The 13,970-nt window shown below is 71.6% G+C and carries 10 protein-coding genes; 9 read left to right on the top strand and 1 reads right to left on the bottom strand.

All coding sequences use genetic code 11. The annotated features are described in order from the left end of the window. The first annotated feature begins 318 nt into the window (after positions 1–318). The 7 genes from FGD71_RS45035 (at position 319) to FGD71_RS45005 (ending at position 11,138) form a co-directional block, all read left to right on the top strand. On the top strand, positions 319–1,746 hold the full coding sequence (locus FGD71_RS45035) for a hypothetical protein (protein ID WP_425329670.1): 1,428 nt from the start codon (positions 319–321) through the stop codon (positions 1,744–1,746). Positions 1,747–1,760: 14 nt separating this feature from the next. Continuing rightward, positions 1,761–2,774 carry a glutamate ABC transporter substrate-binding protein gene (locus FGD71_RS45030; protein ID WP_119106410.1) on the top strand — a complete coding sequence of 338 codons (1,014 nt, stop codon included), beginning with the start codon at positions 1,761–1,763 and terminating at the stop codon, positions 2,772–2,774. Positions 2,775–2,851: 77 nt separating this feature from the next. Beyond that, positions 2,852–4,174 carry a hypothetical protein gene (locus FGD71_RS45025; RefSeq protein ID WP_119106409.1) on the top strand — a complete coding sequence of 441 codons (1,323 nt, stop codon included), beginning with the start codon at positions 2,852–2,854 and terminating at the stop codon, positions 4,172–4,174. Continuing rightward, on the top strand, positions 4,171–6,879 hold the full coding sequence (locus FGD71_RS45020) for a serine/threonine-protein kinase (protein WP_240437073.1): 2,709 nt from the start codon (positions 4,171–4,173) through the stop codon (positions 6,877–6,879). The genes FGD71_RS45025 and FGD71_RS45020 overlap by 4 nt, the downstream gene beginning before the upstream one ends. Beyond that, entirely contained in the window at positions 6,880–8,175 is a 1,296-nt protein-coding gene (locus FGD71_RS45015; RefSeq protein ID WP_119106408.1) for a PP2C family protein-serine/threonine phosphatase, read from the top strand. 164 nt (positions 8,176–8,339) lie between these two features. After that, on the top strand, positions 8,340–9,686 hold the full coding sequence (locus FGD71_RS45010; protein ID WP_119106407.1) for a vWA domain-containing protein: 1,347 nt from the start codon (positions 8,340–8,342) through the stop codon (positions 9,684–9,686). Between the two features lie 108 nt (positions 9,687–9,794). Beyond that, positions 9,795–11,138: an FHA domain-containing protein gene (locus FGD71_RS45005; protein ID WP_119106406.1), complete on the top strand. Its 1,344-nt coding sequence runs from the start codon at positions 9,795–9,797 to the stop codon at positions 11,136–11,138. Positions 11,139–11,237: 99 nt separating this feature from the next. Here the strand turns inward: FGD71_RS45005 and FGD71_RS45000 are convergent, their stop codons facing one another. Further along, positions 11,238–12,218 carry a methyltransferase domain-containing protein gene (locus tag FGD71_RS45000; RefSeq protein ID WP_119106405.1) on the bottom strand — a complete coding sequence of 327 codons (981 nt, stop codon included), beginning with the start codon at positions 12,216–12,218 and terminating at the stop codon, positions 11,238–11,240. 129 nt (positions 12,219–12,347) lie between these two features. Between FGD71_RS45000 and FGD71_RS44995 the strand changes: the two genes are divergently transcribed. Together FGD71_RS44995 and FGD71_RS44990 are read left to right on the top strand one after the other, a co-directional pair. Then, entirely contained in the window at positions 12,348–12,752 is a 405-nt protein-coding gene (locus FGD71_RS44995; protein WP_119106404.1) for a globin, read from the top strand. A 280-nt stretch (positions 12,753–13,032) separates the two neighbouring features. Beyond that, positions 13,033–13,731 carry a FadR/GntR family transcriptional regulator gene (locus tag FGD71_RS44990; RefSeq protein WP_119106403.1) on the top strand — a complete coding sequence of 233 codons (699 nt, stop codon included), beginning with the start codon at positions 13,033–13,035 and terminating at the stop codon, positions 13,729–13,731. Positions 13,732–13,970: the final 239 nt, after the last annotated feature.

Below are 13,970 nucleotides of genomic sequence, written 5' to 3'. Positions count from 1 at the left end.
GATGGCGTATTCATGGGCAGAGGTGGTGCGGGGATCTTCCGCTGCGCCGAGATCGGACGTCGAGACCGAATGCCGGATCGAATGCCGGGATCGATGGCCGAGATCGGATGCCGCGCCGGATCCGATTGCGCTGCGATCCGAACAAGATCCAGTCAAGGCCTGTTCGGATGTCAGTCCCGGCGGCGATACTTGCGGCCGTGCACCTCTGCCCGCGCGTCGTGACGCCGGGCGGATGTGGCTGAAAGATGACCAGGGGGAGGTCAAGTGACACACCCGCCGAACGGCAGTCAGGCGCCACCGGGCGCCGGTACGCCCACGATGCCCGCGATGCCGCCGCAACCGGGCCCGCCGGCCATGGTGCCATCGGTCACGCCCACGTCGCAGGCCCGGCCGGCCGCGCCCGACGTCGCGCCCCCGCGCCGTACCGCGTGGGCGGAGGGCGTCGACCAGCTGCGCGCCGCGGCGACGACGGAACCGGGCCGGCTGCGCATCATCGGTGCCGTACTGGCCCTCCTCGTCGTGGCGTTCGGAGCGGTCACCGCCTGGCAGATGACGGAGCGATCGGCGGCCGCCGACGACGTGCTGTACAGCAGCGAGCCGCTGAGCGCCTCCGCGGCGGAGATCTACCGCTCGCTCGCCGACGCCAACACGGCGGCCTCCAGCGGCTTCCTGGCGGGCGGCCAGGAGACGGCCGCCTCCCGCACCAGGTACGAGCGGGACATCAAGACGGCCGGGGAGAAGCTGGTGAGCGCGGCTTCCAACTCCGAGCCGGGCTCCGAGTCGGAGAAGACCATCACGCGGCTGAACAAGCTGCTGCCCGAGTACAAGGGCCTGATCGAGCGCGCCCGGGCCAACAACCGGCAGGGCTACCCCCTCGGCGGCGCCTACCTGCGGTACGCCAACGACAAGATGCAGGTGATGCTCGACGACGCCGAGGCTCTCTACAAGCTGGAGAACCAGCGGCTGCGCTCCGACTACGACGACGCGACGCCCTACCCGTGGATCGCGATCGGCGTCGGTGTCCTCGCGATCGGCGGGCTCGTCTGGGCCCAGCGGCGCAACTACCGGCGGACGAACCGGGTGTTGAACCACGGCATGGTCGCCGCCACCGCCGCCACCACCGTGGTGCTGCTCTGGCTGGTCGTCGGCCACACCGTCGCCCGGTCGGGGCTGAACGAGTCGTACGACCACGGAGTGCTGTCCCTGAAGACGCTGAACGACGCCCGGATCGCCTCCCTCAAGGCGCGCGGGAACGAGAACCTGACCCTGGTCAGCCGTGGCGCCGAGACCGTGGAGGTGGGCACGGGCGACGACAAGAAGAGCGTGGACGCGTACGACCACGACTTCCAGGGCCAGATGAAGGACCTCGCCGCGAAGCTGGCCGCCGCCGAGGACCTCGCCGACGACCAAGCGGGCGAGACTCCGGTGAAGGCCGCGACGGGCAATATGAAGGTCTGGCAGGAGCGCCACAAGGAAGCCCGCGCTGCGGACCTCTCGGGCAACTACCAGGGCGCGCTGGACAAGGTGATCGGCGCCAAGGACAAGAAGCCGACGGGTGAGTGCTTCGACAACGTGGTCGACAAGCTGGGAACGGCGCTCACGCACGAGGAGAAGGAATTCAAGCTCGCGGCCGGTGACGGCCGGGACGCGATGAGCGGCCTTCCGGTGGGCGCCGCGGTGCTGGCCGTGCTGGCCGCGGCGGGCGCGGTGCTCGGCATCGGGCGCAGGCTGTCGGAGTACCGGTGAGAGGAGGCGTGACGATGAACGTACAGCGTCTGCGGGCCAGTCTGAGGGGCTGGGGCGGCGTGAGTGCCATGGCGGTCGTCTGCGCCCTGACGGCTCTCTTCGCTCTGGTGCTGCCGGTGACCCAGTCACCCGGCGACGGCGGCACGGGCATCGGCGGCCAGGGGGTGGCCCAGGGCGAGCGGATCAGGGCCGAGGAGAAGTGCACCGACCCGGAGGACCGGAGCCTGGCGCCGTCCGGCGACCAGGACGGCGACGCGGTCCAGGCCATCCGGGAGCGCGGGTACCTGTCCGTCGGCGTCGACCAGAACAGCTTCCGCTGGGGCTACCGCGACCCGAACAGCACCTCGGAGAAGGCGGAGCTGGAGGGCTTCGACATCGACCTCGTGCACGCGATCGCGGACGAGATCCTGGGTAAGCAGGATGCCGAGGTCCGCTTCCACGCCATCCCGACCGACCAGCGCATCCCGGCGATCAAGCGCGGCGACGTCGACATGGTGGTCCGCACGATGACGATCACCTGCGACCGCCTGAAGGAAGTGGCCTTCTCGTCCCCGTACTTCCAGACCGGCCAGCAGGTACTGGCCCCGAAGAAGTCGGACATCACGGGGTACGACGGCTCACTCGCGAAGAAGAAGATCTGCTCGGCGAAGGGTTCCACCGCCTACGAGAACCTGGAGGCGGACCAGAAGAACGGCGACCTCGTCGCCTCCGCCGACATCAAGACCACCGTGCCCAACCAGCTCGACTGCCTGGTGAGGCTCCAGCTCGGCGAGGTCGACGCCGTGGTGACCGACGGCGCGCTCGCCGCGAGCCAGGCCGCGCAGGACCCGACGGTCGAGCTCAAGGGCAAGCCGTTCACCACCGAGTACTACGGCGTGGCGATGAAGCTGGGCTCCGACGATCTGGTACGCCGGGTCAATCAGGTTTTGGTGGACTACCGCAAGGACGGCTGGCAGCAGTCGTACAACACATGGCTCAGGGCAAGTCTCGGCGCATCGTCGGGCCCGCCCTCGGTCGAGTACCGATAACCGACCTGATACGACTGGACAGTTGCCCGGGCGCGGGGGGACGCGCACAGGGAACGACCGAGATCGAGAGGTGATTGATGGGCGTCGCGGGACCCTCCGGGCCGGTGATGGACCGGGACGAGGTGGACCGTGCGCTGGCGCGGCTCGGCGCGGAGCACGAGGCCATCGAGACCTCGCTCTTCGCCCTGCAGGACCACGCGGGCCGCAGACTCCTCGAAGGCGCCGAGCTCACGGGCACGACCCGGGAGCGCTGGACGGCCGCCGAGGCGTCGATCACGCTGCTGTGGGCGTACTTCGACGCGTACGCGGGCGCCCTGCGCTCCGCGCGTGAGGTGCGCTCCCGCCGACGCTGGCCGAACCGCGACGACCTGGTGGAGCTGACCGAGACGCTGCGCGGCGAGAGCGTCACGGTGGCCGGCAGCGCCGCCGCCACGGCCTCCGCGCCCACCATGGCCGGCACGGGCAAGCTCAGCGAACGATTCACCCTCGCCGAACTCGTCGAGCGCATGAACACGTTGTACGCGCAGTCGCTCGACATGGTTGTGGCGGCCGACGCCGTGTGGTCGGCGCTGCCCGCCCGGATCGATCTGCTGGCCGCGGAGTTGCAGCGCACCCGCCGGCTCGCGCACTCCGTCGGCGTACGGCCCGGTGAGCATCCGGCGGGCGACGACCTGGAGCGGATCACGCGCACGCTCACGGGCCTGCGCGAGCAGGTGGTGTCCGACCCGCTGGCCTTCTGGCTGCCCGCGCAGGGCAGTTCGGCGCCGGGTGGCGGCCGGCCGGACACCACGCGCTACGACCGGGAGGCGCGCGCCCTGGAGGACGTGCGCCGGGAGATCGACGCGGTGCTCAGCGTCCGGCAGGACGCGGAGACCCGGCTGGTGAAGCTGCGAGACGTGCTCTCGCGCGCGGACCGCACGCTGGCCGAGGCGCGATCGGCCCGCGGAGAGGTGCTGGCGAAGATCGCCGCGTCGGAGGTGCCCGCGGTCAGCGGCCCGCCGACAGCGCTGCAGGAGCAGCTGGCGACGGCCGCCGAATACCGCAGACACGCTCAGTGGCACCGTCTGTCGCCGCTGCTGGAGGCGCTGGAGCAGAGGGCCGAGGACGAACTGCTCCGAGCGCGCGAGTCGTTGACGGCCGTCACGGCTCCGCTCGCGGTCCGCGCGGAGCTGCGCGGCCGCCTCGACGCGTACAAGGCCAAGGTCGCCCGGCACGGTCTCGCGGAGGATCCGCTGCTCGTGGAGCGCTACGACGCGGCGCGTCGCATGCTGTGGAGCGCGCCGTGCGATCTGCGCGTGGCCGAACAGGCGGTGCTGCGCTACCAGCGGGCGGCCGCCGATTTGCTGGTGCCCAGGGTCCCCGACCAGGGAGGGCCTCAGGACCGGAGGGGGGAATCGTGAGTCAGCAAAACGCGAGCGAGCCAAGGCAGTGCCAGCGCCCCGGTTGTTCGGGGTCGTACGAGGACGTGGGCGGCGGCGAGCTGTACTGCGACACGTGCGGTCTGGCGCCCGTCGTCTCCCAGAGCGGCATGGTGGGCTCCCCGCCCACGGGGATCACGGCGGGCGGCAAGGGCTCGCACGGGAGCGGCAGTTCGCGCTCCAGTTCCCGGGCGTCCTCCCGGGCGTCGTCCCGCTCCTCACAGTCCCGGCGCTCGGTGTCGGGCCGTCTGTCGCGCTCCTTGTCGGGGAAGTCGACGGGCCGTTCGGTGTCGGTGCGCAGCTCCGGTTCGACGGCCGGGTCCTCCGGCCGCGGCCGGCTGGGTGTCGGCCTCGTCGCGGTCCCGGACGTGCCGCGCCCCGATCCGCGCGAGATGGTCCAGGAGAACCCCGAGGTGCCCGAGCGGAAGCGGTTCTGCTCGCGCTCCGACTGCGGGGCGCAGGTGGGACGTTCGCGCGGTGACCGGCCGGGACGTACGGAGGGCTTCTGCACCAAGTGCGGCCACCCGTACTCGTTCGTGCCGAAGCTGCACGCGGGCGACATCGTGCACGGTCAGTACGAGGTGGTGGGCTGCCTCGCGCACGGCGGACTCGGCTGGGTCTACCTCGCCGTGGACCGGGCGGTGTCCGACCGCTGGGTGGTCCTCAAGGGCCTGCTCGACACGGGCGACCAGGACGCGATGGCGGCCGCGATCTCCGAGCGCCGCTTCCTCGCCGAGATCGAGCACTCCAACATCGTGCGCATCTACAACTTCGTCGAGCACCTCGACCAGCGCACGGGCTCCCTGGACGGCTACATCGTCATGGAGTACGTCGGCGGCAAGTCCCTCAAGGAGATCGCCAACGAGCGTCGTACGGCGGGCGGGAAGCGCGATCCGCTGCCGGTGGAGCAGGCGTGCGCGTACGGCATCGAGGCGCTCGAAGCCCTCGGGCACCTGCACAGCCGCAACCTCCTGTACTGCGACTTCAAGGTCGACAACGCGATCCAGACCGAGGACCAGCTCAAGCTGATCGACATGGGCGCGGTGCGCAGGATGGACGACGACGAGTCGGCCATCTACGGCACGGTCGGCTACCAGGCGCCGGAGGTCGCCGAGCTCGGCCCGTCGGTCGCCTCCGACCTCTACACCGTCGCCCGTACGCTCGCCGTGCTGACCTTCGACTTCCAGGGCTACACGAACGTGTTCGTGGACTCCCTGCCCGACCCGGACAACATCGAGGTCTTCCGTACGTACGAGTCGTTCTACCGGCTCCTCGTCCGGGCAACCGACCCCGACCCGGCCCGCCGGTTCGCCTCCGCGCAGGAGATGGCGGAACAGCTGACGGGTGTGCTGCGTGAGGTCGTGGCGCTGCAGACAGGGCGGCCCCGCCCCTCGCTGTCCACGCTCTTCGGGCCCGAACTGAAGGTCACGGACACGGAGTTGTTCGGGCAGCTGGACGGGGACGTGTCGCGGCTCGGTGCACGCGTGATTCCGGTGGGCCGTCGTGGGAAGAACGGCGCTCCCCAACTGCCGCCCGGCACGATGTCGGGAGCACCGGCCGCGTCGGCGACCGGGGCGAACGGTGTGCCGGCTCTCGCGTCACCCATCGGCACGCCGGCCATCGCGTCCCCCAACGGCGCACCGGCGCCCGGGCCGACCGCCCTCGTGAAGCCGCTCAGCACGGCCGCCGCGGCGCTCGCGCTGCCGGTCCCCCGGGTCGACCCCGGCGACCCGAACGCGGGTTTCCTGGCCGGCCTCATGGCGTCCGCGCCGGCGGAGCTGATCGCCGCGCTGCACGCCGCGCCCACCGGCTCTCTGGAGCTGCGGCTGCGCGAGCTGCGGGCCCGCCTGGAGATGGGTGCTGCATCTTCCCGGGGGACGACCCCCGGACCCCCGGCCGGAAATCCGGGCCGCCCGGAACACCAGTCGCCCCAGAGCGAACTTGCCCTGGCAACACAGGCGTTGACGGAGTTGGAGGCGGACCACCCCGACGACTGGCGCGTGGTCTGGTACCGGGGCGTCGCGGCCCTCGCCACCGCCGAGTACGAGACCGCGGCGCTGTCCTTCGACGCGATCTACGACGCGTTCCCCGGCGAACCCGCCCCCAAGCTGGCCCTCGGCCTGTGCGCGGAGGTCCTCGGGCAGCTGGACAACGCCGCCGAGTACTACCGCCTCGTGTGGACGACCGACCCGAGCTATGTGAGCTCCGCGTTCGGGCTGGCCCGCGTGCAGCTCGCGGCGGGCGACCGCCGGGGCGCCGTACGGACCCTGGAGTCGGTGCCGGAGGCGTCGATCCACTACACTGCGGCCCGCGTCGCCGCCGTACGGGCGCGCCTGCGGCACCGTATGAACGAGGCGCCCGACGCGCCGTTCCTGGAGGATCTCACCGCGGCCGCGGGACAGATCGAGGCGCTGGGGGGATACGGTCTGGACGCGGTTCGCCGCGAGCAGTTGTCCACAGAGGTCCTTGGCTGCGCCCTCGACTGGGTACTCTCCGGTAGCCAGGGTTCTGCGCCGCCGACGACCGGTGCGCGGACCGTACTGCTCGGCAGTGACCTGGACGAGCGAGGCCTCCGCTTCGGCCTCGAGCGCTCGTACCGGACACTGGCCCGGCTCGCCCAGGGTGGCGAGGAGAGGATCGATCTGGTGGAGCGCGCCAACCGCTACCGCCCCCGGACGTGGGTGTAATTGATGTCGCAGATGCCCCCGGCATTGTCGAAGTGCCCCAGCTGCGAGGAGCCGCTGGAGTCCGGCGACCGCTTCTGCGGTGCGTGCGGGTACGACCTGTCGGCCGTGCCCGCGCCACCGCACGACAGCCCCACGATGACCATGAACGGCGCGGTGCCGCGGCCCACTTCGGCCGGCGGGCCCGTCGACTGGCCGGTCGCCCCGGAGGTGGACAGCTCGGACATGCCCGCCCCGGTGCATGTGCCGACCGACATCCAGGGGACCGACTCGGGCGGGTCGGAACTCCCGGCGGAGGTACGGTTCGACGGGCATCCGGAGCCGGACGAGTACGCCTTGCAGGCACCCGATCCGCGGACGGCCGACTTCGCGACGCCGTCCGCCGGCACCAAGCTGTGCGTGGCCTGCCGTGCGGGCCAGGTCGACCGCGACGGCTACTGCGAGAACTGCGGACACGCCCAGCCACGCGAACGCGACCACATGGAGCAGGAGTTGGGTGCGGTCGCCGCGGTCAGTGACCGGGGGCTGCGCCACCACCGCAACGAGGACGCGTTCGCCGTGTCGTCGACCGCGCTGCCCGACGGCTCCCCCGCCGTCGTCGCGGTCGTCTGCGACGGCGTCTCCTCGGCGACCCGCCCCGACGAGGCCTCCCTGGCCGCGTCCCGCGCCGCCAACGAAGCGCTCCTGGACTCCCTGCCGCGCGGCGCGCATCCGCAGCAGGCCATGCACGACGCGATCATCGCCGCCTCCCAGGCGGTCAACTCCCTGGCGGGAACCACCCCTCCGGACGAGCACGCCCCGCATCAGAACGCGCCCGCCTGCACCCTCGTCGGCGCCGTCGTCACCCCCAGCCTGCTGATCGTCGGCTGGGTCGGCGACAGCCGCGCCTACTGGGTCCCGGTGGACCGGGGTTCACCCGCGGCCCGGCTCACGGAGGACGACTCGTGGGCGGCGCAGATGGTCGCCGCCGGCCTGATGAGCGAGGCCGAGGCCTACGCCGACGAGCGCGCCCACGCCATTACGGGCTGGCTCGGGGCGGATGCGTACGAACTGGAGCCGCACACCGCTTCCTTCAAACCGGACCGGCCGGGTGTAGTGGTGGTGTGCACGGACGGGTTGTGGAACTACGCTGAGGCGGCCGAGGAAATGGCCGAGGTCATCCCGCCCGACGCCGCGGTCCGGCCGCTGCACAGCGCCCAGGTCCTGGTCGGCCACGCCCTGGACGGCGGGGGCCACGACAACGTAACAGTGGCCGTCCTGCCGTTCCCGGCCCCGCCCCAGGGGGCAGGATCGGCCTGAGGCCGGACGAAATCCGGTCTCGGGAACCGGACGGATCCGGTCTCCGAGGCCGGCCGGAGACCGGTCTCGGGGCCGGGAAGGAACGGCCCCGGGCCGGAGGGGACCGGTCCGCCCACCGATTTGTCCCACGGCTCGTGGGGGTCCTGAGGGGGAGCAGAGACAGCATGGCCAATTTCTCGAAGTCGAACGTGCCGCAGTTCTCGGTGGATGTGTACCAGAACGAGTACCTGCCGGAAGGCGGCCGTGAGGTCAACGCGATCGTGACGGTGACCTCGACCGGCGGCGGCACCATCGGCAGTGCGGTCGCCGCGCCACATCTCTACACGCCGGGGCAGGGACCGGACGCGGCCGTGGCGATCATGGTCGACTGTTCGGGCTCGATGGACTACCCGCCGACCAAGATGCGCGGCGCCCGCGACGCGACGGCCGCCGCCATCGACGCCCTGCGCGACGGCGTGCACTTCGCCGTGATCGGCGGCACACACGTGGCCAAGGAGGTCTACCCGGGCGACGGGCGTCTCGCGGTCGCCGACGCGCGGACCCGCGACCAGGCCAAGCAGGCGCTGCGCAAGCTGAGCGCGGGCGGCGGCACCGCGATCGGCACCTGGCTGCGGCTGGCCGACCGGCTGCTCTCCTCGGCGGACGTCGCCATCCGGCACGGCATCGTACTCACCGACGGCCGCAACGAACACGAGTCGCCGGAGGACCTGAAGGCGGCGCTGGACGCCTGCGCCGGCCGCTTCACCTGTGACGCGCGGGGCGTCGGCACCGACTGGGAGGTCAAGGAGGTCACCGGGATCGCCTCCGCGCTCCTCGGCACCGCCGACATCGTCGCCGACCCGGCCGGTCTGTCCGCCGACTTCACGCAGATGATGGAGACGGCCATGGGCAAGGAGGTCGCGGACGTGGCCCTGCGGCTGTGGACGCCGGTGGGCACAGCCATCAAGTTCGTCAAGCAGGTCGCGCCCACGGTCGAGGAGTTGACCGACCGCCGCACGGAGGCGGGCCCGCGCGCCGGGGACTATCCGACGGGCTCATGGGGCGACGAGTCCCGTGACTACCACGTGTGCGTCGAGGTGCCGTCGGCGGGAATCGGCCAGGAAATGCTCGCGGCCCGGGTCTCCCTGGTGATCCCGCAACCCGACGGCACCGCCCAGACGCTGGGCGCGCAGGGTCTCGTACGGGCCGTGTGGACCGACGACATGACGGCGTCCACGTCCATCAACCCGCAGGTCGCGCACTACACGGGCCAGGCCGAACTGGCACAAGTCATCCAACAGGGTTTGGATGCCCGTAAAGCGGGAGATGTCGACGGAGCAACGGCCAAGCTGGGCCGGGCGGTTCAGCTCGCCAGCATCTCCGGAAACGCCGATACGGCGAAACTCCTTGCGAAGGTGGTGGACGTGGTCGACGCCCCGGCAGGTACTGTGCGATTGAAAGCGAAGGTCGAGGAAGCCGACGAGATGACTCTCGAGACACGGTCCACCAAGACTGTTCGTGTAAAGAAGTAGGCGGTCCGGCCCCTCCTCGGGGCCGGAGAAAAACGAGCCCGGCCCTCACCCGAGGGGACGGAGAACTTCGGTCCCCCGGGACCGGACAGGAAAGGGAGAAGCGCCGACATGCCGACCTGCCCGAACGGACACCAGTCGGGTTCCGACGACTGGTGCGAGGTCTGCGGTCACCGCATGGCCGGAGCCGTACCCCCGCCCCCGCCTCCTCCGCCCCCGGCGGCCGGCTACGGCTATCCCCCGGCGGGCTCGCCGCCGCCCGGACAGGGCGGGCACGGGCACCTGTCCGCCGTGCCCGACCCGGCACCCGAGCCGGAGTTCTGCCCGCAGTGCCACACCCCGCGCGAGGGCGGGGCGCCGTTCTGCGAGGAGTGCCGGTGGAACTTCCTGACGAACACGGCGACCTCGTACACCCCGGCCGCACCGCGCCCGCCGGGTCCCGGTGCCGGTCCCGGGGGTCCGAACCCGGCGCTCCAGTTCCAGCAGCAGCAGCCCGGACAGCCCGGTTCCGGCCATGATCCGTACGACTACCAGAGCTCGCGACCCTCGCAGGTGAACCGGCCCGCGGAGCCGATCCCGCCGTTCGGCGGCGAGCCGTCGGGACCGTCCGGGTTCCCCGGCGATCCGTCGCGCCCGGTTCCGCCGCCGCCCGGGCCGGGAGGCCCTGGGCCCGGGGCCAACGGTCCTGGTGGTCCCGGTGGGCATGGTTTTCCCGGTGCGCCTGGTGATCCCGGTTCTTCTGGTTTTCCCGGTGGTCAAGGCGGCCCGGGTGGTCAAGGCGGGCACGGCGGTCCCGGTGGGCCCGGTGATCCGCAGGCGTTCCAGCAGGCCGGCGGGCCCCCGCCTCCGCCCGCGTATCCGCAGGAGACCGGCCACCCGCAGGCTCCGGGCGGACCGTCCTTCGGGGGTGGCGAAGACGACTGGGTGATCCCGCCGCCTTCGGGTCCGGCGGCCGGTACCCCCGGTGGCCCCGGTTCCGGTCAGGGCGGGTACGGCTACCCGCAGCCCGGCGCGACCCAGGCCCCGCCCGGGTTCCAGCAGCAGCAGCCGCTGAACTGGAGCATCACGATCGGGCCCGACCGCGAGTACTTCATGGCGATGATGCAGCGCTCCGGCCCCGAGGCCACGGGGCTGAACCTGCCCGCGTACTCACCGGAGCAGCAGCGCCCGCTCGTCGGCAACCAGATCACGATCGGCCGCCGTCGCCACTCCACGGGCGACACCCCCGACATCGATCTGTCGGTGCCGCCGGAGGACCCCGGCGTCTCGCACCAGCACGCGGTTCTCGTCCAGCAACCCGACGGCAGCTGGGCGGTGGTCGACCAGAACTCCACCAACGGCACCACCGTCAACGGCGCCGAGGAGCCCATCCAGCCCTTCGTCCCCGTACCGCTGCAGGACGGCGACCGGGTGCATGTGGGGGCCTGGACGACGATCACGATCCGCCGGGGCTGAGGGGCAGAAACGCTTCGGAGCGTACGGGCGGGCTTCAGGCGCGTACGGGCCGCATGAGTGGCGTACGGGCCAGGGCTGCGGTGTCACCGTGCGGCTGTGTCACCGCAGCGGCCAGGCATACGGCCCTTCCGGATCGTCCAGCCACGCCCACTCGCGCTCTCCGCTGACCGAGATCCCGTACCGCTCGCGCTCCGGGCGCTCCGCGCGCTCCCACAGGACCACGGCCTCGTGCGGATCGAGGATGCCCCAGGTGAGGGCCAGCAGGAAGCGGAAGGACTCGTGCTGGACGGCCCGGCGCGGCAGGCATCCGTCGCCCGTGGGCTCCGGCTCATGCCGGTCGGTGCCGCGCAGGGGCACGAAGTAGGCGGGCGTGTGCAGGAAGTGCCCCTCGGCGTGCTCGGTGTCGCGTACGCGCAGGTCGACCAGGCCGGTCGCGAACGGCGTGAGGATGTGGGCGCCGGGGGTGCACTGAGCGAGCCAGGGGCGCGGGATCGAGGTCACCGTGCAGGTCGCGATGATCCGGTCGTACGGGGCGCGTTCGGGGCAGCCGCGGGCGCCGTCCCCGGTGACGACGGTCGGGCGGTGCCCAGCGGCGGCCAGGTGCTGCCGGGCCGACTCGGTGATCTCCGGGTCCAGATCGATCGTGGTGACCAGGTCGTCGCCCAGCCGGTGGGCGAGCAGGGCCGCGTTGTAGCCGGTACCCGCGCCGATCTCCAGGACCGTGTTCCCGTCCCGTACCTCCAGTTCCGTCAGCATCTTCGCCATCAGGGACGGCTGGCTGCTGGACGAGACCAGCTGGCCGTTGCGCACCCGCGTGGCCAGCGGGGAGTCGGCGTACGCGCCGCGCAGCCAGCGCTCGCGCCTGCGCGGGTCGGGGTCCTCGCCCCACAGGCGTTCGTAGCCGTCCTCGGCGCCGACGTAGTAGTACGGCACGAAGAGATGACGCGGGACGCTCGCGAACGCCTCCCGCCAGACCGGGTCGGCGTCCCAGGCCCCGCTCGCGTCGATCTCTTGCACCAGTGCGGCCCGCGCCATGGCGGCGAGGTCGGTCGGCCCGTGGTCGGTGGCGTGTGCACCCATGCCTCCACTGTGCTGCGCGACGGGCCGCGAGGCGAGCGCCGAAACAGGCCTGACCGCGCCTGTCCGGGCTTGAATGCCGGTGGTCCTAAGCCTTGAGTCCTCGGTCCCCCCGTCTGAGACCATGGACGGGTGAAAGAGATTCGGCGCGGCACACTTCAGGAGCAGACCTTCTACGAACAGGTCGGTGGCGAGGAGACCTTCCGGCGCCTCGTGCGCCGTTTCTACGAGGGGGTCGCCGAGGACCCGCTGCTGCGGCCCATGTATCCCGAGGAGGACCTGGGCCCGGCCGAGGAGCGCCTCACGCTGTTCCTGATGCAGTACTGGGGCGGCCCGACCACCTACAGCGACAACCGCGGCCACCCCCGGCTCCGGATGCGCCACGCGCCCTTCACCGTCGACCGCGCTGCGCACGACGCCTGGCTCAAGCACATGCGGGTCGCCGTCGACGAGCTCGGCCTCTCCGAGGAACACGAGCGCACGCTGTGGAACTACCTGACGTACGCGGCGGCGTCGATGGTGAACACGGCAGGCTGACGCCCCTCACACGGCGGTCCTCGCGCCTACTGATGCTCGACCGCGCGGGCCAGGCTCCAGTTCTGATGCGTGCCGGCTCCAGGTCTGATCCGGAGTGACCCTGCGCCGTAACCGAACAGCAATCACGCACGGGTATTGACGGGCCCAGGGGGTGGTGTCATGGTTACCCGCATCGAGACATCAGATGTCTGACGTCAGATCTCTAGATCACCTTCGGGTTCCCGTGATGTCAGACTCTGGATCAAACACCCGCCCCAGACCGCCCGCCGGAGGCTCAACGATGTCGCTCTCCGAAGACCTCGCCGAGCAGCTGCTCAACGCGATCATCGACGGTACGTATCTGCCGGACGCGGCCCTCCCCCCGGAGGCCGAGCTCGCCGAGCAGGCGTCCGTGAGCCGCCTGACCGTGCGCGAGGCCGTGAAACACCTGCGCGCCCAGAACGTCGTACGCGTGGTCCGCGGCCGTGGCACGTACGTGAACCCCCCGGACCGCTGGACCGCCCTGGAACCCGTGGTCCGCGCCGCGTCCCGCTCCTCGCACACCGCCCTCTCCGAGCGGCTCATCGAGGCCCGCCGCCTCATCGAGAACGGTGCGACGGAACTAGCCGCGGTCCGCCGCAGCGAGGCGGACCTCGCGGAACTGCGCGAGCACCTCGCGACGATGCGCGAAGCGGCCGACACGGCCGACACGGAGCTGTTCGTGCAGGCGGACATCGACTTCCACGCCACGGTGATGCGCGCGACCGGCAACCTTTTCGTCCCCCTTCTCTTCGAGCCCTTCGGCCCGCTGCTGACCGAGGGCCGCCGCGAGACCTCCGCCATCCCCCAGATCCGCGTCAACGCGATCGCCCACCACGAAGTGGTCCTGGCCGCGCTGGAGTCCGGCGACCCGGAGAAGGCGCGGCGCGCGATGGACGCCCATATGAACCAGACGGCGAACGACCTGCGCACGCATGTGATCAAGGACCAGTCCGCATAGCTGAGGGCTGCCCGACACCCCGCGCGTGCCGGTTGACCGCACACCGGTGAGCGCGACCGCCTCGGCACACCAGTAAGCGCCCCCGCCTGCCGGAAGGCGCTCCCCTCCCCGCCTGCCGCAAAGCGCGCCCTCAGGGCCCTCGGCCCGCGCCCGCGGGCAACCGTGCCTCCGGGCGCCTCAAAAACGCCAAACCCCCGTCCCCGCAGCACTCACACCAACCACACCCCGCACCCACTCAC

It is taken from the genome of Streptomyces sporangiiformans, assembly GCF_005768555.2.
GTDB classification, from domain to species: domain Bacteria; phylum Actinomycetota; class Actinomycetes; order Streptomycetales; family Streptomycetaceae; genus Streptomyces; species Streptomyces sporangiiformans.
The sequence above is the reverse complement of the archived record's forward strand: the minus strand, read 5'-3'. Positions and strand labels throughout refer to the sequence as shown.

What these genes read in the sequence shown, in the direction of transcription:
- FGD71_RS45010 (WP_119106407.1), top strand. Translation starts at nt 8,340, where the DNA reads ATGGCCAATTTCTCGAAGTCGAACGTGCCGCAGTTCTCGGTGGATGTG.
- FGD71_RS45005 (WP_119106406.1), top strand. Translation starts at nt 9,795, where the DNA reads ATGCCGACCTGCCCGAACGGACACCAGTCGGGTTCCGACGACTGGTGC.
- FGD71_RS45025 (WP_119106409.1), top strand. Translation starts at nt 2,852, where the DNA reads ATGGGCGTCGCGGGACCCTCCGGGCCGGTGATGGACCGGGACGAGGTG.
- FGD71_RS45030 (WP_119106410.1), top strand. Translation starts at nt 1,761, where the DNA reads ATGAACGTACAGCGTCTGCGGGCCAGTCTGAGGGGCTGGGGCGGCGTG.
- FGD71_RS44990 (WP_119106403.1), top strand. Translation starts at nt 13,033, where the DNA reads ATGTCGCTCTCCGAAGACCTCGCCGAGCAGCTGCTCAACGCGATCATC.
- FGD71_RS45035 (WP_425329670.1), top strand. Translation starts at nt 319, where the DNA reads ATGCCCGCGATGCCGCCGCAACCGGGCCCGCCGGCCATGGTGCCATCG.
- FGD71_RS45000 (WP_119106405.1), bottom strand. Translation starts at nt 12,218, where the DNA reads ATGGGTGCACACGCCACCGACCACGGGCCGACCGACCTCGCCGCCATG.